Source organism: Streptomyces sp. ADI95-17 (assembly GCF_003846175.1).
GTDB lineage: Bacteria > Actinomycetota > Actinomycetes > Streptomycetales > Streptomycetaceae > Streptomyces > Streptomyces sanglieri.
On the sequence record NZ_ML123054.1, the window covers coordinates 76,541 to 99,269 of the forward strand.

General features: G+C 69.2%; 19 protein-coding genes. 17 read left to right on the forward strand and 2 right to left on the reverse strand.

The window, feature by feature from the left end; all coding sequences use genetic code 11:
- Nucleotides 1-56 precede the first annotated feature (56 nt).
- Nucleotides 57-1,397 carry a UDP-N-acetylglucosamine 1-carboxyvinyltransferase gene (murA, locus tag EES42_RS40695; RefSeq protein WP_124723249.1) on the reverse strand — a complete coding sequence of 447 codons (1,341 nt, stop codon included), beginning with the start codon at nucleotides 1,395-1,397 and terminating at the stop codon, nucleotides 57-59.
- A gap of 276 nt (nucleotides 1,398-1,673) precedes the next feature.
- Here murA and EES42_RS40700 point away from each other — a divergent pair, with 276 nt between their 5' ends.
- The 17 genes from EES42_RS40700 (at nucleotide 1,674) to EES42_RS40780 (ending at nucleotide 22,179) form a co-directional block, all read left to right on the forward strand.
- Entirely contained in the window at nucleotides 1,674-2,234 is a 561-nt protein-coding gene (locus EES42_RS40700; RefSeq protein WP_124723250.1) for a YqgE/AlgH family protein, read from the forward strand.
- Between the two features lie 30 nt (nucleotides 2,235-2,264).
- Nucleotides 2,265-2,558: a DUF3039 domain-containing protein gene (locus EES42_RS40705; RefSeq protein ID WP_072484142.1), complete on the forward strand. Its 294-nt coding sequence runs from the start codon at nucleotides 2,265-2,267 to the stop codon at nucleotides 2,556-2,558.
- Between the two features lie 212 nt (nucleotides 2,559-2,770).
- Nucleotides 2,771-4,075: an extracellular solute-binding protein gene (locus EES42_RS40710; protein ID WP_124723251.1), complete on the forward strand. Its 1,305-nt coding sequence runs from the start codon at nucleotides 2,771-2,773 to the stop codon at nucleotides 4,073-4,075.
- A gap of 2 nt (nucleotides 4,076-4,077) precedes the next feature.
- Nucleotides 4,078-5,052, forward strand: a complete 975-nt coding sequence (locus EES42_RS40715; RefSeq protein WP_124723252.1) for a carbohydrate ABC transporter permease — start codon at nucleotides 4,078-4,080, stop codon at nucleotides 5,050-5,052.
- Nucleotides 5,049-5,897, forward strand: coding sequence for a carbohydrate ABC transporter permease (locus tag EES42_RS40720; RefSeq protein WP_124723253.1), 849 nt, complete (start codon nucleotides 5,049-5,051; stop codon nucleotides 5,895-5,897). The genes EES42_RS40715 and EES42_RS40720 overlap by 4 nt, the downstream gene beginning before the upstream one ends.
- Nucleotides 5,898-5,901: 4 nt before the next feature.
- Nucleotides 5,902-7,584 (forward strand): beta-N-acetylhexosaminidase, encoded by a 1,683-nt coding sequence (locus EES42_RS40725; RefSeq protein ID WP_241196905.1) that lies wholly within the window; start codon nucleotides 5,902-5,904, stop codon nucleotides 7,582-7,584.
- A gap of 336 nt (nucleotides 7,585-7,920) precedes the next feature.
- Nucleotides 7,921-8,814, forward strand: coding sequence for an FAD binding domain-containing protein (locus EES42_RS40730; RefSeq protein WP_124723254.1), 894 nt, complete (start codon nucleotides 7,921-7,923; stop codon nucleotides 8,812-8,814).
- On the forward strand, nucleotides 8,811-10,853 hold the full coding sequence (locus EES42_RS40735; RefSeq protein WP_124723255.1) for a 2Fe-2S iron-sulfur cluster-binding protein: 2,043 nt from the start codon (nucleotides 8,811-8,813) through the stop codon (nucleotides 10,851-10,853). The genes EES42_RS40730 and EES42_RS40735 overlap by 4 nt, the downstream gene beginning before the upstream one ends.
- Nucleotides 10,850-13,201, forward strand: coding sequence for a xanthine dehydrogenase family protein molybdopterin-binding subunit (locus EES42_RS40740; protein WP_124723256.1), 2,352 nt, complete (start codon nucleotides 10,850-10,852; stop codon nucleotides 13,199-13,201). Before EES42_RS40735 ends, EES42_RS40740 begins: the two co-directional genes overlap by 4 nt.
- Before the next feature lie 194 nt (nucleotides 13,202-13,395).
- Nucleotides 13,396-13,884 carry a hypothetical protein gene (locus tag EES42_RS40745; RefSeq protein ID WP_124723257.1) on the forward strand — a complete coding sequence of 163 codons (489 nt, stop codon included), beginning with the start codon at nucleotides 13,396-13,398 and terminating at the stop codon, nucleotides 13,882-13,884.
- A gap of 57 nt (nucleotides 13,885-13,941) precedes the next feature.
- Nucleotides 13,942-15,390: a WXG100 family type VII secretion target gene (locus EES42_RS40750; RefSeq protein WP_124723258.1), complete on the forward strand. Its 1,449-nt coding sequence runs from the start codon at nucleotides 13,942-13,944 to the stop codon at nucleotides 15,388-15,390.
- Between the two features lie 27 nt (nucleotides 15,391-15,417).
- A complete protein-coding gene (mycP, locus tag EES42_RS40755) occupies nucleotides 15,418-16,791 on the forward strand; it encodes a type VII secretion-associated serine protease mycosin (protein ID WP_124723259.1) in 1,374 nt (457 codons plus the stop codon).
- A 286-nt stretch (nucleotides 16,792-17,077) separates the two neighbouring features.
- Nucleotides 17,078-17,353, forward strand: a complete 276-nt coding sequence (locus tag EES42_RS40760) for a thioredoxin domain-containing protein (RefSeq protein WP_124723260.1) — start codon at nucleotides 17,078-17,080, stop codon at nucleotides 17,351-17,353.
- 159 nt (nucleotides 17,354-17,512) lie between these two features.
- Nucleotides 17,513-17,938, forward strand: a complete 426-nt coding sequence (locus EES42_RS40765) for a hypothetical protein (protein ID WP_124723261.1) — start codon at nucleotides 17,513-17,515, stop codon at nucleotides 17,936-17,938.
- 69 nt (nucleotides 17,939-18,007) lie between these two features.
- Nucleotides 18,008-20,263, forward strand: a complete 2,256-nt coding sequence (locus EES42_RS40770) for a hypothetical protein (RefSeq protein WP_124723262.1) — start codon at nucleotides 18,008-18,010, stop codon at nucleotides 20,261-20,263.
- A gap of 90 nt (nucleotides 20,264-20,353) precedes the next feature.
- On the forward strand, nucleotides 20,354-21,442 hold the full coding sequence (locus EES42_RS40775) for a hypothetical protein (RefSeq protein ID WP_124723263.1): 1,089 nt from the start codon (nucleotides 20,354-20,356) through the stop codon (nucleotides 21,440-21,442).
- 14 nt (nucleotides 21,443-21,456) lie between these two features.
- On the forward strand, nucleotides 21,457-22,179 hold the full coding sequence (locus EES42_RS40780; protein ID WP_124723264.1) for a hypothetical protein: 723 nt from the start codon (nucleotides 21,457-21,459) through the stop codon (nucleotides 22,177-22,179).
- A gap of 27 nt (nucleotides 22,180-22,206) precedes the next feature.
- Here EES42_RS40780 and EES42_RS40785 read toward each other — a convergent pair whose 3' ends face one another.
- Nucleotides 22,207-22,614, reverse strand: coding sequence for a hypothetical protein (locus tag EES42_RS40785; protein WP_124723265.1), 408 nt, complete (start codon nucleotides 22,612-22,614; stop codon nucleotides 22,207-22,209).
- Between the last annotated feature and the right edge of the window lie 115 nt (nucleotides 22,615-22,729).

The window sequence follows — 22,729 nt, forward strand, 5'->3', positions numbered from 1 at the left end:
AACGGGGGCCGGGGCAGTGCCCCGAACCCCCGTCAGCAGCCTTCCGGCGCGCGGTCTCAGACCAGCGCCCCGCCGGGCAGCTCGACCTTCGCGCCCAGCTTCTCCAGCTTGTCCATGAAGTTCTCGTAGCCGCGGTTGATCAGGTCGATGCCGTGCACCCGCGAGGTGCCCTGCGCCGCCAGTGCGGCGATCAGGTACGAGAACCCGCCGCGCAGGTCCGGGATGACCAGGTCCGCGCCCTGCAGCCGGGTCGGCCCGGACACGACCGCCGAGTGCAGGAAGTTGCGCTGGCCGAAGCGGCAGTCGGAGCCGCCCAGGCACTCGCGGTAGAGCTGGATGTGCGCGCCCATCTGGTTGAGCGCGGAGGTGAAGCCGAGCCGGGACTCGTACACCGTCTCGTGGACGATGGACAGGCCCGTGGCCTGCGTCAGGGCCACCACCAGCGGCTGCTGCCAGTCGGTCTGGAAGCCGGGGTGCACGTCCGTCTCCAGGGCGATGGCGTTCAGCGCGCCGCCCGGGTGCCAGAAGCGGATGCCCTCGTCGTCGATCTCGAAGGCGCCGCCGACCCGGCGGAAGGTGTTGAGGAACGTCATCATCGAGCGCTGCTGTGCGCCCCGTACGTAGATGTTGCCCTCGGTGGCCAGCGCCGCGGACGCCCAGGAGGCCGCCTCCAGGCGGTCCGGGATGGCCCGGTGGGTGTAACCGTCCAGCCGGTCGACACCGGTGATCCGGATCGTCCGGTCGGTGTCCATCGAGATGATCGCGCCCATCTTCTGCAGTACGCAGATGAGGTCCTCGATCTCCGGCTCGACGGCCGCGTTGGACAGCTCGGTGACGCCCTCGGCGAGCACCGCAGTCAGCAGCACCTGCTCGGTGGAGCCCACCGACGGGTAAGGCAGCCGGATCTTCGTGCCGCGCAGCCGCTGCGGGGCCTCCAGGTACTGCCCGTCCGCCCGCTTCTCGATGGTCGCGCCGAACTGCCGCAGCACGTCGAAGTGGAAGTCGATCGGCCGGCCGCCGATGTCGCAGCCGCCGAGCCCGGGGATGAACGCGTGGCCGAGCCGGTGCAGCAGCGGGCCGCAGAACAGGATCGGGATGCGCGAGGAGCCCGCGTGGGCGTCGATGTCGGCGACGTTGGCGCTCTCCACATGGGTCGGGTCCAGGATCAGCTCACCCGGTTCGTCACCGGGCCGGACCGTCACGCCGTGCAGCTGGAGCAGCCCCCGGACCACCCGCACGTCGCGGATGTCGGGCACGTTGCGCAGCCGGCTGGGCCCGCTGCCGAGCAGCGCGGCGACCATCGCCTTCGGCACCAGGTTCTTGGCGCCTCTGACGCGGATCTCGCCCTCCAGCGGGGTTCCGCCGTGGACAAGCAGGACATCGTCTGTGCCGGTCATGAATCTCGCGTTCCGGAGTGGTCGGGCAGGGGGCCAAACGAAAGAGTAATGGCCGACTACCCCCATTCCGTAAGAGAACCGGGGGTGTACGAACGTCATGAATCCGCCACAACACGCTCTGCTTCCCCGGTCTTGCGGAGGGTTACCGTCCGCAAGGCCCTCCGGATCGCGCGCTCCCCGTGCATCCGTGCGCCCTGAGCTGCGCTCCGGCCCGGCCGGTGACCGGGCGGCCCACTTGGTCCCCGCGGCGGGCGAAGATGCGGGATCATTTCTGCCATGACCGAGGTGTCCTCGCTCACAGGGCGACTGCTCGTGGCCACACCCGCGCTCGCGGACCCGAATTTCGACCGCGCGGTGGTGCTCCTCCTCGACCACGACGAGGAGGGCTCACTCGGCGTGGTCCTGAACCGCCCGACCCCGGTCGGCGTCGGTGACATCCTCACGTCCTGGGCCGGCCTGACCGGTGAGCCGGACGTGGTGTTCCAGGGCGGTCCGGTCTCGCTCGACTCGGCGCTCGGTGTGGCCGTGATCCCTGGCGACGAGGGTCCGCTCGGCTGGCGCCGGGTGTACGGGGCGATCGGCCTGGTGGACCTGGAGGCGCCGCCGGAGCTGCTGGCCGCGGCGCTCGGCTCGCTGCGGATCTTCGCCGGGTACGCGGGCTGGGGCCCCGGACAGCTGGAGACCGAACTGACCGAGGGCGCCTGGTACGTCGTGGAGTCCGAACCCGGGGACGTCTCCTCCCCGCGCCCGGAGCACCTCTGGCGCGCGGTCCTGCGTCGTCAGCGCAGCGAACTGGCGATGATCGCCACGTATCCGGACGACCCTTCGCTGAACTGAAGCTCCGGACGGTCGGTACCCTTGGCGGTTATGAGCACTCTTGAGCCCGAGCGCGGGGCAGGTACGGGCACCCTCGTAGAGCCGACCCCGCAGGTGTCGAACGGCGACGGCGACCACGAGCGCTACGCCCATTACGTCCAGAAGGACAAGATCATGGCGAGTGCCCTGGAGGGCACCCCCGTGGTCGCGCTGTGCGGGAAGGTCTGGGTGCCGGGGCGCGACCCCAAGAAGTACCCGGTCTGTCCCATGTGCAAGGAGATCTACGAGTCCATGGGCGCCGGTGGCGACAAGGACAAGGGCAAGGGCGGCAAGGACAAGAAGTAGTCCGGAAGCCGTCCGGCGACATTGCTTCGGGCCCCCGGGGCGCGCTCAACGCGCGCCCCGGGGGCCCTTCGCGTCGCACGGACTGCTTCGCCGGGTCACAGAGTGGTAGAGACCACTTGTCGGCGTCTGCGTGCGCACCTACTCTCCTGCCAGTTGTGCAGTACGAAACGCCCGTTGCGTATGTTGCAACGCCAACCGGTAGGGGTTCCCGGATGAAGCTGTCTGCCCGAATTGCCGCCCCGGCCGCGGCGCTTGTGCTGGCGGGTCTCACCGCCACCGCCTGTGCGCCGCAGACCTCCGACACCGGAGCCAAGGGGGACGAGAAGACCGGCACGCTGCGTGTCTGGCTCTTCCAGGAAGTCGGCAACAAGCCCAAGGAACAGGTCGTCGACGCGGCGGTCGCCGGCTTCGAGAAGGCCCACAAGGGTGCGGAGGTCGAGGTCGAGTACATACCGGTCGACACCCGTGCCCAGCGCATCAAGGCGGCGTTCAACGACCCCAGGAGCGCCCCGGACCTCATCGAGTACGGCAACACCGACACCGCCGGATACGTCAAGGACGGCGGACTCGCCGACGTGAGCGCCGAGTTCGCCGCCTGGGACGAGGCCAAGGACACCGACCCGACCGCCAAGCAGTCCGTGACGGTCGGCGGCAAGGTCTACGGAGCGCCGCTCTTCGTCGGCGTACGGGCGCTGTACTACCGCACGGACGTCTTCGATGAGCTGGGGATCGAGGCCCCCAGGACCCAGGCCGAGCTGATCTCCACCGCCAAGAAGATCCACAAGAAGAAGCCGGACCTGTACGGGCTCGCGGTCGGCGGCGCGTACACCTACGGTGCGATGCCGTTCATCTGGGCGGCCGGCGGCGAACTCGCCGACGAGAACGGCGGTACGTACAAGGCGGCCATCAACAGCGACAAGGCCCGCAAGGGCATCGAGGCCTACACCTCGCTCTTCGGCGACGACAACTGCCCGGCCGCCAAGTGCGCGGCCATGGGCGGCAACGCGACCGTCACCGCCTTCGCCTCCGGCAAGGCCGCCATGGCGATCGGCGGCGACTTCAGCCACACGGCCGTGGAGGCCGGATCGGTGAAGGGCAAGTACGCGGTGGTGCCGCTGCCCGGTGTCGACGAGGGCTCCGTCGCCCCCGCGTTCGCGGGCGGGAACAACATCGGCGTACTGAAGAGCAGCCCGCACCGCACCCTCGCCGTGGACCTGATGAAGTCCCTGACCGGCAAGCAGACCCAGACCAGGATGTTCGACGCGATGGGCTTCCTGCCGACCTACACCGACGTACGGGAAGCGGCCGCGAAGAAGGAGCCGTTCGTCGAACCGTTCGTCAAGACCCTCGGCGCGGGAGCCAAGTTCGTCCCGGCCTCGCCGGGCTGGGGCCAGATCGACTCCTCGCTGATCCTGCCGACGATGTTCCAGGAGATCGTCAGCGGCCGTAAGGACGTGGCCGGGGCCGCGGACGACGCGGCGAAGAAGATGGACGCCGCGTTCACCGACGCGGGCTGACCATGACCGCGAACACCACGGCGTACAAAGCGCCCGGCGCGCCCGGTGCGGGCGGCACGGCCCCGCGCCCGCTCCGGCGGCGCCGCCCGGCCCCGTCCGCGCGCCGCTCCGGCTGGACCCCCTGGCTCTACCTCCTGCCCGCACTCGTCCTGCTCGGCGGGCTGCTCGTCTACCCGATCTACCAACTCGGCCTGATCTCCTTCCTGGAGTACACCCAGGCCCAGGTCAGCGGCGGTGAACCGGCCACCTTCCAGGGCTTCGGGAACTACGCGACGCTCTTCGGCGACGGCCAGTTCTGGCAGGTACTGCTGGCGACCGTGGTCTTCGCCGCCGCCTGCGTACTGGCCACCCTGCTCGTCGGGTGCGCACTGGCCGTCCTGCTGACCCGGATCAGGGCCCTGCCGCGGCTCGTCCTGATGATGGCCGCGCTCGGTGCCTGGGCGACGCCGGCGATCACCGGGTCCACGGTCTGGATGTTCCTCTTCGACCCCGACTTCGGACCGGTCAACCGGGTGCTGGGGCTCGGCGACTTCTCCTGGACGTACGGGCGCTACAGCGCCTTCGCGCTGGTGCTGCTGGAAGTCCTGTGGTGCTCGTTCCCGTTCGTGATGGTGACCGTGTACGCGGGCATCCGGGCGATCCCCGCCGAGGTGCTGGAGGCGGCCGCGCTGGACGGCGCCTCGCAGTGGCGGATCTGGCGGTCGGTCATGGCCCCGATGCTGCGGCCGATCCTCGTCGTCGTCACCATCCAGTCGATCATCTGGGACTTCAAGGTCTTCACCCAGATCTACGTCATGACGGGCGGCGGCGGCATCGCCGGCCAGAACCTGGTGCTCAACGTGTACGCGTACCAGAAGGCGTTCGCGTCCTCGCAGTACAGCCTCGGCTCGGCGATCGGCGTCGTGATGCTGGTGATCCTGCTGGCCGTCACGCTCGTCTATCTGCGGCTGGTGCGGCGTCAGGGGGAGGGACTGTGAGCGCACGGACCATGCTGCGCGTCCGCCGGCCCGGCCGGCTGGCCGCCGAGGCCGCGGCCCTGCTGATCGCCGCCGCGGTCGCCTTCCCGCTCTACTGGATGGTGCTTTCCGCACTCAAACCGGCAGGCGAGATCCAGTCCACCGACCCCCGGCCGTGGACGCTGTCGCCGTCCCTGGACTCGTTCCGCCGGGTCTTCGAACAGAACGACTTCGGGCGGTACTTCCTCAACAGCCTGCTCGTCGCCGGCACGGTCGTCATCGTCTCCGCGCTGATCGCCTTCCTGGCGGCGACGGCCGTGACCCGGTTCAGGTTCCGCTTCCGGACCACGCTGCTGATCATGTTCCTGGTCGCGCAGATGGTGCCGGTCGAGGCGCTGACCATCCCGCTGTTCTTCCTGATGCGGGACTTCGGCCAGCTGAACACGCTCGGCTCGCTGATCCTGCCGCACCTGGCCTTCTCGCTGCCGTTCGCGATCTGGATGCTGCGCGGCTTCGTCAAGGCCGTCCCGGAGGCACTGGAGGAGGCCGCGTACATCGACGGCGCGAGCCGCACCCGCTTCCTGTGGCAGATCCTCTTCCCGCTGGTCTTCCCCGGCCTGGTGGCGACCAGCGTCTTCTCGTTCATCTCCACCTGGAACGACTTCCTTTTCGCGAAGTCGTTCATCATCAGCGACACCTCCCAGTCGACGCTCCCCATGGCGCTGCTGGTCTTCTTCAAACCCGATGAGAACGACTGGGGAGGGATCATGGCAGCCTCGACGGTGATGACCATTCCCGTTCTGGTCTTCTTCGTACTCGTACAGCGCCGCCTGGTCTCGGGACTCGGCGGAGCGGTAAAGGACTGACGCCATGGACATGGACACGGCCCCGACCTCCGGCCCGACCGCCGACGCGATCCCGGCACCCGACCTGATCCCGGCGCCCGTGCGCGCCGGCGGTGAAGGGCGCTGCGGCTTCCTGTTCGGCCCGTCCACCACCATCACGGCGGCCCCCGGCACGGAGAACACCGAACGCTGGCTGCGCACCACGCTCGGCGCCGCCTTCGGACTGCCGCTCGCCCCGGGCGGCGAACACGCCACCGACACCGTCCGGCTGGACATCGACCCGGCGCTGGAACCGGAGGGCTACCGGCTGAGCACCGGGACCGGCGGGAGCGTCGAGATCACCGGAGGCAGCCCCGCCGGGGTCTTCTGGGGCGCGCAGACCCTGCGTCAGCTCCTGGGCCCCGAGGCCTTCCGCCGCGCACCCGTCAGCCCCGGCACACAGCGCGCGATCCCCTTCGCGGACATCGAGGACGCCCCCCGCTTCCCCTGGCGCGGCATGATGCTCGACGTGGCACGGCACTTCCTGCCCAAGGACGACGTGCTGCGCTATCTCGACCTCCTCGCCGCGCACAAGCTGAACGTCTTCCACTTCCACCTCACCGACGACCAGGGCTGGCGCATCGAGATCGAGCGCTTCCCCCGGCTCACCGAGGTCGGCTCCTGGCGCTCGCGCACCAAGCACGGCCACCGGGCCTCCGAACTGTGGGACGAGACCCCGCACGGCGGGTACTACACGCAGGACGACATCCGCGAGATCGTCGCGTACGCCGCCGAGCGGCACATCCGGGTCGTCCCCGAGATCGACATCCCCGGCCACTCGCAGGCCGCCATCGCCGCGTACCCCGAACTGGGCAACGCGGACGTCGTCGACACCACCGCCCTCTCCGTCTGGGACACCTGGGGCATCAACGCGAACGTACTCGCCCCCACCGACAACACCCTGCGCTTCTTCGAGGGCGTCCTCGAAGAGGTGCTGGACCTCTTCCCCGCCGCCACCTCGCCGTTCATCCACATCGGCGGCGACGAGTGCCGCAAGGACCAGTGGAAGGAGTCGCCGGTCGCCCAGGCCCGGATCGACGAATTCGGCCTGGCCAACGAGGACGAGCTGCAGTCCTGGATCATCCGGCACTTCGACACCTGGCTCACCGCGCGCGGCCGCCGGCTGATCGGCTGGGACGAGATCCTGGAGGGCGGCCTCCCGGCGGGCGCCGCCGTGTCGTCCTGGCGGGGCTACGGCGGAGGCATCGCCGCCGCCGAGGCCGGCCACGACGTCGTCATGTGCCCGGAGCAGCACGTGTACCTGGACCACCGTCAGGACGGCGGCCCCGACGAGCCGATGCCCATCGGCTTCGTCCGCACCCTGGAGGACGTCTACCGCTTCGAGCCCGTACCGGCGGGCCTCTCCGAGGAGGCGGCCCGTCACATCCTGGGCACCCAGGCCAATGTCTGGACCGAGGTGATGCAGAACCGGGCCCGCGTCGACTACCAGGTCTTCCCGCGCCTCGCGGCGTTCGCGGAGGTCGCCTGGTCGCCGCTGCCCGCCTCCGCCGAGCGGGACTTCGCCGCCTTCGAGCGCCGGATGACCACGCACTACGCCCGGCTCGACGCCCTCGGCGTCGACTACCGGCCGCCGGCCGGCCCGCTGCCCCGTCAGCAGCGGCCCGGAGTGCTGGGACGACCCATCGACGGGGTGCCCCCGAACGTGTGATCCCGACCGCACCCGGCCGCCGGCCGGCCCACTCCTGAGGAGCGGGCCGGCCGACGGTTTTTTTGTCCAGAACTCGCCCTGCCGGAACGGAACGCGGCACTCGGGCGCCAGAACAGAACAATCACCCACGAGCCATGCCGAAGAACTGCAATTCACACTCTGCGCCGAAGCGGGGTGAAACGGGAACATTCCCCTGATCAGGGATGGATACGCCCTTCGCGGACCCTCGCGTCGGTCCGATCCGAAGATGTGCCAGAGTTGCCACGTCCAGGCTTTGAGCACGTACCGTACGGCGAAACAGCCGGACAGCCGGGACACCGGGAAGGGGCAGCTGGGTTGACCACGCACGCACCGCAGGCGACGCAGTCCGTGACGCTGCCGGCCTCGCTCGACGAGGCCGTGGCGGCGCTCGGAGCCATGCCTGCCGCCGTTCCCGTGGCGGGCGGCACAGACCTGATGTCGGCCGTCAACAAGGGGCTGCTGCGCCCCTCGGGCCTGGTCGGCCTCGGCCGGATCAGCGAGTTGCGCGGCTGGCACTACCAGGACGGCCACGCCCTGCTCGGCGCCGGCCTCACCCACGCACGCATGGGACGGCCCGACTTCGCGGCCCTGATCCCCGCACTGGCCGCGTCGGCACGCGCCGCCGGCCCGCCCCAGATCCGTAACGCCGGAACGCTCGGCGGCAACATCGCCACCGCGGCCCCGACCGGCGACGCCCTGCCGGTGCTCGCCGCGCTGGAGGCCGAGCTGGTCATCGCGGGGCCGGGCGGCGCCCGGCGCGAGATCCCGGTCTCGCATCTGCTGGCCGGCCGCGACATGCTCGAACCCGCCGAACTCATCGGCTTCGTCCGGGTCCCTCTGCTGCACGCCCCCCAGGTCTTCCTGAAGGCCACCGGCCGCACCGGCCCCGGACGCGCCACCGCGTCCGTCGCGATCGTCCTCGACCCTGCCCGGCGCGGGGTGCGCTGCGCGGTCGGCGCCATCGCGCCGATGCCGCTGCGGCCGCTGGAGGCCGAACGCTGGATCGCCTCACTGATCGACTGGGACGGCGAACGGGGCCTGGCCCCCGACGCGCTGGCCGCCTTCGGCGAGTACGTCGCCGCGGCCTGCATCCCGGACCAGCCACCGTCCGACGGGGGCGAGGCGGTACCGCTGCCCCCCGCCGTACTGCACCTGCGGCGGACCGTCGCCGCGCTGGCCCGACGAGCGCTGGGGAGGGCACTGTCGTGAGCAACGAGGACCACAACGATCAGCACGGGCAGCAGGAGCACCTGCGGCACGGGGGCTGGCAGCCGACGCCGCAGGGCGGCGAGTACGACGCGGAGGCGACCGCCTTCGTCCACCTGCCGCCGGAGGACCTGGCGAACATCCCGCTGGCCGCGCCCGGCCACGGCTACGTACCGCCGATGATCGTGCCGCTGACCCCGGCGGCCGGGCTCGACCCGTCGGCCACGGGCAGCTGGATCGTGCAGACGCAGAGCCAGCAGGAGCGCGGTACGGGGGCGGAGCAGCAGGCCCCCGGGGCGGTGCACTGGCCGGACCCGAACCAGCAGCAGGCCCCGAACCATCAGCAGGGCCCGTACGACTACGAGTACGAGTACCCGCAGCAGGCCCTCCAGGCCCCCCAGGCCCCCCAAGCCCCGCACGTCCCGCAGACCCCGCACGATCCGTACGCGCAGGAGCAGTACCGGGAGAACCCGGCGGCCACGGGCCAGTGGAACTTCACCGAGTCCACGGAGTACGGCATCCACACGGGTCAGGCGGGGCAGCAGGGTCTCGCCGACCACACCGCTCCCGCCGACCACACCGCTCCCGTCGACCACACGGCCCCCGTCGACCACACCGGGCAGCACGGTGGCCACTCCGACCACACGGGTCATTCCGACCACACGGGCCACACCGGTCAGTGGACGATCCCGGTCGCCGACGGTGATCTCCCGGAGGAGTCGGGCGAGTTCGCAGCCTCGGCCCTGGCCGCCCAGTGGTACGGGGACCGGACCCCGCCGGCCACGCTGCCGGGCGGCGCGCCCGCACCGTGGGCGACGCAGGAGCCGGTCCGGGAGCCGGCCCCGGAGCCCGTCGCGGAGCCCGCGATCGAGCCCGAGGCCGAGGCCGGGGCGGACCTCGCGGTCGATCCCGCGCTCCTGACGGACGGGGAGCCGGAGCACACGCCGGGGGCCGAGTTCGAGCAGGCACAGGCCGACGCGTCGTCCGTGACGTACGCGGACACCCCGCACGCCCCCGAGGCAGTACCGGCCCCGGAACCGGCCGTGGCTGCGGAGGCCACCCCAGTACCGGATGGTGCCGCCGCCCCGCACATCCCGGAAGCGCCTTCCGAAGCCGTTGCCGACGCGGTCGACGCCGCCTCCGAGCACCCGGCGGAGGACGAGCGGGACCCGGAGCCGAAGCCCGAGCCGGTGTCCGAGTCCGAGGCCGCGCAGCCGGCGGCGGACGCCGAAGCCGCAGCGCCCCCGGCGCCGGTGACCGACCCCGACGCGGCCCCCGAGGATTCCCAGCCGGCCGATCTCCAGCCGGCCGATCTCCAGTCGGCAGATCCTCAGATGTCAGATCCCCAGGCGTCTGATCCCCAGGCGTCTGATCCTCAGGCGTCTGATCCCCAACTGTCTGATCCCCAGCCGGAGGAATCCGGCCCGCTCGGCGTTCCCGACGACCACCCCGCCGCGTCCTACGTCCTGCATGTGAACGGCGCCGACCGCCCCGTCACCGACGCCTGGATCGGCGAGTCGCTCCTCTACGTGCTCCGCGAGCGCCTCGGCCTCGCAGGCGCCAAGGACGGCTGCTCGCAGGGCGAGTGCGGAGCGTGCAACGTCCAGGTGGACGGCAGGCTGGTCGCCTCCTGCCTGGTCCCCGCGGCCACCGCGGCCGGCAGCGAGGTCCGTACGGTCGAGGGTCTCGCGGTGGACGGCGAGCCTTCCGACGTCCAGCGCGCCCTGGCCAAGTGCGGTGCCGTCCAGTGCGGTTTCTGCATCCCCGGCATGGCCATGACCGTCCACGACCTGTTGGAGGGCAACCACGCCCCCAGCGAACTGGAGACGCGCCAGGCGCTCTGCGGGAACCTCTGCCGATGCTCCGGCTACCGCGGTGTCCTGGACGCCGTCAACGAGGTCATCGCGGGCCGCGAGGCCGCCACCGACCTCGCCTCGTCGGACTCCCCGTCCCCGGAGTCCGACGAGGCCCGCATCCCGCACCAGGCGGCCCCCGGCGCCGGTGGAGTCCAGCCGCACCCGCAGGACGGAGGCATGGCGTGAGCAACGACGCAGCCACCGCTGCCAACGCGACCAGCACACGGATCACCACCCAGACGGGCACCGACCCGACGGCCGAGGGCCCCGACACCGAGCCGCCCGCGCTCGGCCTCGGTATCTCGCTGCCCCCGGCCGACGCGCGCGCCAAGACCGAGGGCACCTTCCCGTACGCCGCCGACCTCTGGGCCGAGGGCCTGCTCTGGGCGGCCGTCCTCCGCTCCCCGCACCCGCACGCCCGGATCCTGTCCATCGACACCTCGGCCGCCGTCGAGATGACGGGGGTGCAGGCCGTCATCACGCACGAGGACATCCCGGGGGAGACCACGTACGGACGCCGGGTCGTCGACCGTCCGGTCTTCGCGTCCGACCTGGTCCGCCACCACGGCGAGCCGATCGCCGCGGTCGCCGCCGACCACCCGGACACGGCCAGGCTCGCCGCCGCGGCCATCGCCGTCGAGTACGAGGTCCTGGAACCGGTCACCGACCCGGAGAAGGCCTTCGCCGCCGAACCGCTGCACCCCGACGGCAACCTGATCCGCCACATCCCGCTCCAGTACGGCGACCCCGAGGCCACCGGCGAGGTCGTGGTCGAGGGCCTGTACCGCATCGGCCGCCAGGACCCGGCCCCCATCGGCGCCGAGGCCGGGCTCGCCGTGCCCCGTCCGGACGGCGGCGTGGAGATCTACACCGCCTCCACCGACCCGCACACCGACCGCGATCTCGCAGCCGCCTGCTTCGGCCTCGAACCGGACCGGGTGAAGGTCGTCGTCACGGGTGTCCCCGGCGCGACCGGCGACCGCGAGGAACCCGGCTTTCAGCTCCCGCTCGGCCTGCTCGCCCTGCGCACCGGATGCCCGGTCAAGCTGGCCGCCACCCGCGAGGAGTCCTTCCTCGGCCACTCCCACCGGCATCCCACGCTGCTGCGCTACCGCCACCACGCGGACGCCGAAGGCCGGCTGGTGAAGGTCGAGGCGCAGATCCTGCTCGACGCGGGGGCGTACGCCGACTCCTCGTCCGAGTCGCTGGCCGCCGCGGTCGCGTTCGCCTGCGGCCCGTACGTCGTCCCGCACGCCTTCATCGAGGGCTGGGCGGTCCGTACGAACAACCCGCCGTCCGGACACGTCCGGGGCGAGGGCGCGATGCAGGTCTGCGCGGCGTACGAGGGCCAGATGGACAAACTGGCCGCCAAGCTCGGCATCGACCCGGCCGAACTGCGCCTGCGCAACGCCCTGTCCACCGGGGACATCCTGCCCACCGGCCAGACGGTGACCTGCCCGGCACCGGTGGCCGAACTCCTGGAATCCGTAAGGGAATTCCCCCTCCCCGCCCTTCCCAAGGACTCCCCGGAGGACGACTGGCTGCTGCCCGGCGGCCCCGAGGGCGCGGGCGAACCCGGTGCGGTGCGCCGAGGGGTCGGCTACGCGCTCGGCATGGTCCACATGCTCGGCGCGGAAGGCGCCGACGAGGTCTCCACGGCCACCGTCAGGGTCCACGACGGCATCGCCACGGTCATCTGCGCAGCGGTCGAGACGGGTCAGGGCTTCTCGACCCTCGCCCGCCAGGTCGTCCAGGAGACCCTGGGCATCGAAGAGGTCCACGTCGCGTCCGTCGACACCGACCAGCCCCCGGCGGGCCCGGCCACGCACGGCCGCCACACCTGGGTCTCGGCCGGGGCGGTGGAACGCGCCGCCAAGATGGTCCGCACCCAGCTCCTCCAGCCGCTGGCCCACAAGTTCGGCATGTCCACGGAACTGCTGCAGATCGCCGACGGCAAGATCACCTCGTACGACGGCGTGCTGTCCACGACGGTCACCGAGGCGATGGACGGCAAGGAACTCTGGGCCACCGCCCAGTGCCGCCCCCACCCGACCGAGCCCCTCGACGAATCCGGCCAGGGCGACGCCTTCGTCGGCCTCGCCTTCTGCGCGATCCGCGCGGTGGTGGACGTGGACATCGAGCTCGGCTCCGTCCGGGTCGTGGAGATGGCGATCGCCCAGGACGTCGGCCGGGTCCTCAACCCGTCCCAGCTGGCGACCCGTATCGAGGCCGGCATCACCCAGGGCATCGGCGCCGCCCTCACCGAGAACCTCCGCAGCGCCCGCGGCCTGATCCGCCACCCCGACCTCACCGGCTACGCCCTCCCGACCGCCCTGGACGCCCCCGAAATCCGCATCGTCAAACTCGTCGAGGAACGCGACGTGGTCGCCCCCTTCGGCGCCAAGCCCGCCTCGGCGGTCCCCGTGGTGACGTCCCCGGCAGCAGTGGCCGCCGCCGTACGATCAGCCACCGGCCGCCCGATAAACCGCCTCCCCATCAGGCCCCAGGCGGCGGTAGCGGCGTCCAACTCCTGAGCCCTGCACGAATGGCGTGATCCGGGTTGCGGACCCAACCCGGAAGTGCGCGGTGTCACCACTGCTCACTAGGGTGAGCAGTGAAGCCGAGGGCCGATGCGCCGATCGGCTGTCGCCGAACGGGGGAGGGTGCTGTGGGGCAGAGCGATCCGGGGGCGGAGTCCTCGGCGTATCCATGGAGTGTTGTCGGTGCAGTGGGCGCCATCGGCGCGGTGGCCCCGGGCGCCGCGGGTGAACTATTCACCGAACTTTCGTCGTTCACCAAGTTCCGCGACCGCATCGACGGCCTGCTGCGCGACCTCAAGGCGTCTCCGGCCGGGCCGGGGAAGGTCGGCGAGGACACTGTGGGGCGTTCGCAGTTCGGCGGCGGTGAGCACGGTGGATGGTACGAGGCCGATGATCTGCACGGAGTGTATGGCGACGTCATCACGAACCTGGAGCAGCTGTCCAAGCTGCTCTCAGACTCCATCGAGGGGTTGGGCATCGCAGTCCTCGCGTCCCAGAAGGGCTACGAGAACCTCGACCTGGACATCCGCGACCGCATGCTCGCGATCAAGAACGATGTGGTGGAGTACCACGGTCGCCACGACGAGGTCACACACGCGCCGGAGAAGCAGCCGGTCGGCGATGGCGGGTCGCAACAGCCACATGGTGGTGCGCACAAGAAGATCCGTGATCTCTGACGGCGGAGAGCGGTGGCTGGGGAGTTCGGGAGCGAAGGAGACAGGGGGAGCCTCGGTATGGGGTACGCGAGGAACCGTAAAACCACGCCCTTTGAGGAGATGTCCCACGAGGACATGCTGAGCTGGCTGGACAAGGCCAATAGCGGCGCGGTGCAGGGTGCGGCAGACAAGCTTCGCCACGCTGCGGGGGAGATCCACAAGATCGCGGAAGACTTGAAGGTCCGCCCGCAGTGGGTCGAGTGGAAGGGCGATGGTGCGGACGCTTTCCGTACCTGGAGCGCAGACCTGGCCAACTCGACACTGGGCCTGGGCGACTACAGCGAGGTCGCGTCAAAATGGCTGACCGAGGCATCGAGCGCCATCGCTACAGCGAAGGCTTCAATTCCTCGAACTGATGCGAGCGCCAAGGCGAACCTGGATGCTGCGCGGGCGGCTCACAACGACCCGGATGCGTCGGCGGTCGCCAAGAAGTCGGCGGAGACGCTGATGGCGAAACAGGAGTCGGATCGTCAGGATGCGGTGGCGGAGATGCGGAGGCTGGCGCAGTCCTACGCCTTCTCGTCGTTCCAGATGGACGGTTTGAAAAGGCCGACGTTCCCGACGCCACCGCAGGGCGTTCTGCCTGATGCCGAAGTGCAGCGCGACGCTTCCCGTCGGGGTATCGCTCGTGCGGGAGCCGGGGGAGGAGGCGAAGGCGATGTGCTGGGCGGAACGACTGTGCACGGGCAAGGCTTTGATCCCTCGGTTCGTGAAGCCGCCTCTTCCGCGGGTGTGACGGTGTCCCCGCCCTCGGTGGGCTCCCATGTCCCGCGACCGGTAGGCATGGAGATCGACGGAGCCACCGCGTTGCCGGAGGCCCCGTCGGTTCCGACTGCAACGCCACCAGGGCAACCGAGTCCGGGCAGGCCGGACCTTGGACTTCCCTCAACAACAGTTCCACTGCCACCTACCTTCGGTGGTCGCCCTGCGATGCCGCCCGGCCCGAGTGGCGCCGGTGAGCCAATTGGGGTTCCACGTCTGCCGAATGCCGGGCCGGGGCGGCTCAACCCTGTCGCTGTCGGCCGCCCGCCCGGGGGCGATGGCATCATCGGAGGGCGGCCTGTTCCGCCGACTTCAGGGCATTCAACCGGTGGCATTCCCCGCGGGACAGTAATCGGTGGCGAGGGCACGCAGGGACGTGCGCCCATGGGTCGTGTCCCGGGTATGGGAGGCATGGGTGCCAGAACTGGCATGGGTACAGGAGCCGGACAGGGCGGTGTGAATGGCGGCCGCCGACTCGCGGGCGAAACGGGTGGCATCGTAGGCGGTCGCCCGCAGCAATCGGGGCTTACCGGCACACGCCCGTTCACGCCTGGGGGTTCTGGCCTGGCGAGGGCAGCAACGCCAGCCCAAGGCGGGCATGGGACACGTCGCGGGGAGTCGGGTGAGCGGCCGGACTATCTCACCGAGGACGAGGAGACCTGGCATACGGGCGACCGGCGTGTCGTGCCTCCGGTCATCGACTGATTACCAAGAGACATGTGAAGGAATCGGATGCGTAGCAGCAGCTCGGGAGTCACTCGCCGTCGAACGGTGGTTTCCATCGCTCTGGGGCTGATGTTGGTCGGGGGCACCCCCTTGTCCGCGCATGCGGATTCTGTGCGTTCCCGGCAATGGCACTTGGACGCCATGAAGGCCGAGGGCATGTGGGCAGTCAGCTCCGGTGAGAAGGTGACCGTCGCAGTCATTGACTCCGGTGTGGACTCTTCGAACCCAGACCTTCTGGGGCAAGTACTCAAGGGGAAGGACCTGGCGCCGGACTCTTCTGGCGATGAACGCGTCGACTACAACGGTCACGGCACCGGAATTGCGGGTCTTATTGCTGGAACAGGCGAATCCGGGGGTGGGGACGGAGCCTTCGGCCTTGCACCCGGCGCGAAGATCCTTCCGATTCGAATGCGCGATGACACCGGTAAGGTCAATGGTGCTACGGGCAGCGCCAACTTCAACAGGGATCTGGCCGTCGCAATTCGCTATGCCGCGGACAACGGGGCGGAGGTCATCAATGTCTCGCTAGGAAACGAGGTTGGAACGCGACAGCTTTCGGATGCCGTGAAATATGCACTCGACAAGGGCTCGCTTATCTTCGCGGCTGCCGGGAACAGCGGTGACAAGGACAACTTGCTTGAGTACCCGGCGGGGACCCCGGGTGTTGTGGGAGTGGCATCGATCGGCAAGAATCTCGCGACGGACAAGACGTCACAGCACGGGCCACAGGTTGATCTTTCGGCCCCTGGGGTGGGAATGATCCACGCATGTGGTGGTGGGTCCGAGCTCTGCGAGACAAGCGGAACCAGTGACGCGACTGCAATCGCTTCCGCGTCCGCAGCCTTGATCTGGTCCAAGCACCCGGACTGGACGAACAATCAAGTTCTGCGTGTCATGCTCAATACCGCCAGTGGTCCGGCCGATGGTGCCAAGCGTAACGACTATGTGGGTTACGGCGGCGTCCGGCCAAGGATCGCTCTGAAGACCCCTGGTGCCCCCGGCCCGGCAGACGTGTATCCGCTCCCTGACCTCGTGGCGGCCGAGAGCCCCAGCCCTTCCGCCAAGCGCTCCAAAGCTGCCGGGGGTTCAACGGACACCGACAAGCCCGCCGCAGCTCCCGCGTCCGACGACAAGAGCAGCAAAACCGATCTCTGGATCGGCCTCGGTATCGGGGCAGTTGCTCTCGTCGGAGGAGCGGCCGCCGCCCTCGCCATCCGCTCCCGCCGCCACAAGCCCGCCGCGGCCGCCCCGCCCGCGTATGCGCACCAACCTCCGTACCCGCACCCCTACCCGCAGTCCCAGCCTCAGCAGCAGCCCGCGCACCCGACCTATGCGCCCCCTCCGGCCGATCCCCCCGGCTCCAGCTCCCGCCCGTGGTGATGCCCCTGACCGGCTTCATATCAGGGAGCCGACCTGCCGCACCACTAACGACGACAGGGGCAGGACCGTACCGACACGATCACGCTCCGTTCGTTCTCGTCTCCGCGGACGCCCTCGACCACGGTGTTCTCGACCGTCAGGATCCGCTTGAATATGCCGAAGACAGGCACGCCGCGTCTCTGCGAGATCAGGTTTGTCGCTCGACACTCCAAGCCTGGCAGGCAGCGGCGTGTTTCGCGTATCAGCGTCGCCCAGGGCACACACATGCGGCAGGAGAGCCTGAAAAATGTACGCCCTCGACTTCACCGTCCTCGGTGACGTCGGCTCGGCCGCCGCCAAGACATACGGCCTCGCATTCGACCTGTCCGACGACTTCGCCGTCGCCTGCGCAAGCTCGGCTTCGACCTGCAACGCGTCAACGGCGGTCCCGCGCCCCCTGCCGCTCCCGGCCACATGCGTCATCGACCGCGGCGGCGTCATTCGCTGGGCCTTCACCGACACCGACTACACCAAGCGCGCCGAGCCCGCAGGCGTGTTCGCCGCCCTGGACGCCTTGAGGTAGCCCGCAGCCACGCCTTGTTGCCCGCCCACCAGGCACAGCGGCTCCGATGCGGCCCCGCCCCTTGACGCTGTCTCCATTTCGACAACCGTTTCGGGTTGATAGGTTGATCGAACGCTGTTGACGTTCACGTGTCATGCGGCGCACGGGGAGGAAACGATCATGTCAACCGGTGGGCCCGAACACGCGATAGGCATGCGCCTCAACCAGAACGCCCCCGACCAGGGCGGCGGTTCCGGTGGCGGGCAGCAGAACCTGGTCTCGACAGCCGCGGAGAAGAAGGCCGCCGCGAAGGCCATCGAGGATCACATCGAGCCGGACACGAAGAAGGCCGGCCACCACGCGGACGAGGACACGTCCGGGGTGGTGAAGGCGTTCGACGCCAAGGATGGGCACGGCTGGCTCATGTCGTCCGCGCTGAAGAAGGCTCACAAGAAGTGGGGCGAGCAGGTGCACGCGCTGATGAACCGACTCGGTTCGGAGAAGGCATCGCTGCGCAGCACCAACATCCTGCTGACGAACACGGACTTCGACATTCGGTCGGGTGTGCAGAGCGTGCGCACGCCGTCCGTCTTCGACGGGTTCTGACCGGCCGCCGCCCGCCCTCACGTACACACGCACTCCACGGGGACAGAGATGCCTACGTACCACGAGATCATGACGACGGATCTCGGCACGCTCACCGCAGCCGCCACCAGCTGGGAAGGCATGGCCAAGAAGTTCCACGGCCAAGAGGTCGCGTACAAGCGGGATGTGCACGGCATCTCGACGGGCCCCGGCTGGCAGGGGCTGAGTGCCGACGCGGCCAACAGGCGGTTCGATATCACGCTGCGCGAGTTCCGGTCCGCGCAGGCCGAGGCGAAGGCCATCGCCTCGCTTCTGCGCGACGCGCACACCCAATACGTCGATCTCAAGGGCAAGTTGACGGCCGCCCGAGACGAGGCGGTCAGGGCCGGGATGAAAGTCTCGGACCAGGGTGTGGTCACGTACGACTACGAGAAGCTGACCGAGGGCAGTCGCAACGCACTCCACCACGACCCCGACTACCAGCAGAGCGTGCAGAAGGCGGTCGGCTCCTGGCAGGAGCGCATCGACAAAGAGGTCAAGGTCGTCAACGACGCGGACAAGGGCGTAGAGATCGCCTTCAAGGCGGTCGTGCTCGACACGGATGTCACCGACGGCACCATGAACGGCTTCAACGGCAAGCCCAGCGGCGACATCGAGAAGTACGAGGCCGATGAGCTCGCCGACATTGCCACCCGCATCAACTCCGGCGACGCCACCCCGCAGGAGATCAAGGAGGCGCAGCGCGCCTTCCGCGACAACGGCAGGAACAAGGAATTCAACCAAATGTTCCTGGACAGCCTGGGGGCGTCGGGGACCATCAAGTTCACCAACAAACTCAGCGACCTCAGTCACGGCGGCAAAGACAAGGGGACGTACGCGGCGCTCCAGGACGACCTGGCCGCTTCCCTTTCCCTGGCGACGAGGGACACCGACTCGTCGTTCTACAAGAAGTTCCGCGCCGATCTGCAGAGGGCCGGTGTCCAGAAGTTCGACCTGGACGTCACCGGCGACAAGATCGCGCTCAGCACCGGGCACGGGCAGAAGGCGCGCGGCTATCAGAGCCTCGTGACGCTGATGGAGCAGGGCGACGGCTATTCCGGACAGTTCCTCAAGGACATGGCCACCGACATCCGGGCCGCCGAGGACAAGAAGCAGGGTGGGGACCCAGACATCTGGGATCTGCTCAGCGACTTCAGCGGCAAGGACGACGGTTGGTTCGCCAACGACCCGCTCGACGGCGTCCTCGGCATTATGTCCAAGGATCCGGCCACGTCCACGAGCTACCTGGACCCGGGCCCGGACGGGAAGAACGACAACCTCGAGTACCTGCTCAAGGAGCGGGACTGGGACCACGTCGACACCACGCACTGGGCCGGCAAGGCCGAAGTGACCGGCAGGGACACGTTCGACAGGGACGTACGCACCGGCCTCGGCCTCGCCCTGTCGGCGGGCGCCACCGGCCTCGTGCCGGGCGGGGAAGGCGACGAGCTGGGCCGGCACACCGCCGCGCAGACCCGCGTCATGCATGACGCGATCAACCTCATCGACTACGGCGACGCCGACGGCAAGTACGGCGAGGACCCCAAGCACATGCGGGTCGGCAAGGCCGACGAGGTGCTGGCCCAGGATGACTACGCGGCCCTGCGCGGCCCCCTCTCCCAGGCCCTGGCTGACTACTCGCCGGACGCCGTCGACATCATCGACGGCGATGCGCCTGGCGGCCGCGCAGGGAAAGCGGACAGCTACGGACATGGCGACGACTCGCAGATCCAGAACAGCCGCGGCAGCCTGCTCCGCATGATGCGCGGCGTCTCCGAAGCCGATGACACCACCAACTACGAGCGTATATACCAGGCCCAGCAGGGCTATATGTCCGAGGAACTGATGAAAAAGGACATCCCGGACGCGACCGCTGCCACCAACGAGGCCCGCAAGGTCGGCGAGGTCATCGGCGCGCTCAACGCAGTCGGCGGCGACGTGAAGATGGACGTCCACGACGCGAAGATCGGACATGCCGCGGACACCCGGTTCTACGGGTACCACGCCGGCGGCGGCATGATCACCGGCATCCCTGTCATCGGCGACGCCGCCCAGCGCCTCGTAGACATGAGCCTCAACGAATGGCTTGCCGGGATTCAGGCAGAGGAGGGCGCATTGTCCAAGGAGGAGTTGAGCCGGGGAAACGAAAAGGCACAGGACAACCTCGACACCTACTTCCGGAAATGGGGCGACAAGCGTGGCATGGACGAAGAAGACCCCATCATCGGGGCTGCGGCCGGAGAGGCTCGGCAGAGCTACGTGGACGGGCGCCAGATAGCGTACGAGGCCCTGCGGTCCCGTAGCTGATCAACGTGGTGCGGAACGCCTGACTCGCATCCCCACAGCCGATCGACGCATGCAGAAAACCGGCCCCGTAAGGCCCGACGCAAGGAACAGGTGGGCACCACCATGATTACCCAGACGCGGAAGAAGAAGCCGGTGCTCGTGGCGGCGGTCGCCTTGGTCGTGGTGGCCGCGCTCGCCTCCTCGTACTGCTGGTGGAATACGAACCTTCTCGGTGTGGACTCCTTCTGTGGCGGCCGGTTGGGGAGCGGGGATGTGCGGGCCGCTCTGGACTCCACCGGCCGCGTGTCACAGGTGTCCGCGCAGGCCGATCCGCAGCGGGTCGGGTTCACGTGCACGGTCGAGCGCACCAGCCGTTTCATCGGAGGTGACGACCAGCGGGTGAAGATCAGCACGGACAGTAGACAAGGGGCTTTCCCCTTCACGACCCATTTCTGGAAGAACCCTGCTGCCCGGTCCTACTTCAAGGAAGGCGTGACCGGTGCCGTGGCGCAGGACTTTGGCGGGTACGTGGTCCTGCCGAAGTCTTGCTGGGACAAGTTCGGCAGCTGGCAGGACGGCAGCGGAGTGGCGATCGTGGAAGCCGAGGTGCAGAAGGGGGCGGTGGACGCGGCCGGTCTGGCCCGGTTGCTGACCCGCTCGGCGCGACAGGTCGCCGAAAAGGCCGGCTGCGGCACGGCGGCACTCTCGGCCGCCCCCGATCTCGCAGCCCCGTCCGCCTCGCGGACGACAGATGTCCAGAACGTGTGTGGAGTGCGGGGCTTCGCGCTGCCGAAGGCGGCCGTGGTCGTCTCCCGGGCCGAACCGGACCTGGAGCAGGTGAACGACGGAAGTGTCGACACGTGGGCGTGTGACCTGAGCCTGGCGGGGTCGGCCAAGGGGGCCGTGTCCTTTGCCGTGACGTCGGACAAGAATTTCGTCGAGGCGGCTCAGAAGTATCCGTACGGCTTCAAAGCGCTCCCTGGCGACAAGGGGGTTGCGGGAAGCGACCAGGTCGTTCTCCACTGCGACAGCAGTGACGTGCACTTTTCCGCGCACTGGAACACTGAATACGAGGGGGCCCTGATCGACAGCCTCCACCGCGACTGGGGCGCGTACGCGAAGGTCAAGAAAGCCACATTCCAGAACTTCCTCGACGCGACGGTCGCCGCCCACTCGTGCCCGCGTGTCACCCTCCCCTAGCAGAAGGACCTTTCATGTCTTCCCCCTTGCGTACAGCAGCCGTGGCCGCCTTGCTCCTGGCGGGGGCGGTCGCCTGCGGCGACAAAACCGGTGAGGAGAAGTCCACGTCGTCGTCCTCATCCGCTTCGGCGGCCGCCGATGACGCGACCGGCGGTTCGGCCGCCGCGCGCATCGAGGCCGTGAACGAGACGATGCGCACCACGACCTTCAGCGCGGTCGGGACCTCGACCGCGTACGACGGAGCCCTCCAGGACATGACGTGGAACCCGCAGCAGGGTCTCCGTATCCAGATCAGCGGCACCATCGGCGGCAACATGTACTGCCAGGACGGCGTGACCTACATCAGTTCCAACCTGTTCGCCGCGAGCCTGAAGCAGCAGGGCCAGGAGATCACCGTCCCCGCCGACCTGGACGACGTGTATGTCACCACGAAGTCGGGGCAGGGCTGCGACGCGTACTTCGCTCTGTCCCCCACCGGACGCTACGCCCCGTCCGATGACGCCACGGTGAACGGCACCCCGGCCCGTGCCGTCAAGGTGTCCGCGTCTGCATCGGCCACGGACACCTACTACGTCAGTGCCAAGGACCCGGCGTATCTGCTGAAGCTGAAATCGACGCGCGACGGCCGCACCAGCAGCACGACCTACGTGGACTTCGGCAAGAAGAAGACCGTCACGCTCCCGGCGGCGGACAAGACCATGGCCATGGACGCATTCCGCGCCAGGGTCGGCAGTTGACGCTCGTTCTACCTGCCCGCGCCCGCCTCACCCCTCCTCCGGCACCAGTTGCGCCCTCACCAGCCCGTACAGCAGCTCCACGTCCACGAACTCCCCTTCCCGCGGCGCCCCGCACCGCCAGCTCAGCGGGTAGGTGTTGCCGTCCGGTGCGGGGATTCCCACGTACTGGTCCCGGGCGGTCGGGCCGAAGCACCTGGCGCCCGGCGGCCAGTCGTACTCCTTGCTCGACCCGGGCGGGATCAGGAAGTACATCCACCGGCCGCCGGCGATCTCCCGCACGACCGGGCCCGGTTCGCCCTCGGTGAGTGTTCCGAGGTGGTGCAGCACCGCCTCGCCCCGTACGCCGCGCAGCCGGATGGCGTCGAAGTGGATGCCGGTCAGGTGGAGTTGGAGTCCGGCAGCAGGTACCCATTCGGGGTGCTTCTTACTCGTCATGACTATGAGGATTCCGTTGCCTGCGTAGCGTGACCAGGAGGACGCGATCCACATCGACGGGATGTAGTGAGGGTGGTGGTGGCTGTGGGGACCAGTGGTGAGCCGTCGCGGGTGC

Coding starts and splice junctions, on each gene's coding strand:
- murA (WP_124723249.1), bottom strand. CDS start 1,397: ATGACCGGCACAGACGATGTCCTGCTTGTCCACGGCGGAACCCCGCTG.
- EES42_RS40700 (WP_124723250.1), top strand. CDS start 1,674: ATGACCGAGGTGTCCTCGCTCACAGGGCGACTGCTCGTGGCCACACCC.
- EES42_RS40705 (WP_072484142.1), top strand. CDS start 2,265: ATGAGCACTCTTGAGCCCGAGCGCGGGGCAGGTACGGGCACCCTCGTA.
- EES42_RS40710 (WP_124723251.1), top strand. CDS start 2,771: ATGAAGCTGTCTGCCCGAATTGCCGCCCCGGCCGCGGCGCTTGTGCTG.
- EES42_RS40715 (WP_124723252.1), top strand. CDS start 4,078: ATGACCGCGAACACCACGGCGTACAAAGCGCCCGGCGCGCCCGGTGCG.
- EES42_RS40725 (WP_241196905.1), top strand. CDS start 5,902: ATGGACATGGACACGGCCCCGACCTCCGGCCCGACCGCCGACGCGATC.
- EES42_RS40750 (WP_124723258.1), top strand. CDS start 13,942: ATGGGGTACGCGAGGAACCGTAAAACCACGCCCTTTGAGGAGATGTCC.
- mycP (WP_124723259.1), top strand. CDS start 15,418: ATGCGTAGCAGCAGCTCGGGAGTCACTCGCCGTCGAACGGTGGTTTCC.
- EES42_RS40760 (WP_124723260.1), top strand. CDS start 17,078: ATGTACGCCCTCGACTTCACCGTCCTCGGTGACGTCGGCTCGGCCGCC.
- EES42_RS40765 (WP_124723261.1), top strand. CDS start 17,513: ATGTCAACCGGTGGGCCCGAACACGCGATAGGCATGCGCCTCAACCAG.
- EES42_RS40770 (WP_124723262.1), top strand. CDS start 18,008: ATGACGACGGATCTCGGCACGCTCACCGCAGCCGCCACCAGCTGGGAA.
- EES42_RS40780 (WP_124723264.1), top strand. CDS start 21,457: ATGTCTTCCCCCTTGCGTACAGCAGCCGTGGCCGCCTTGCTCCTGGCG.
- EES42_RS40785 (WP_124723265.1), bottom strand. CDS start 22,614: ATGACGAGTAAGAAGCACCCCGAATGGGTACCTGCTGCCGGACTCCAA.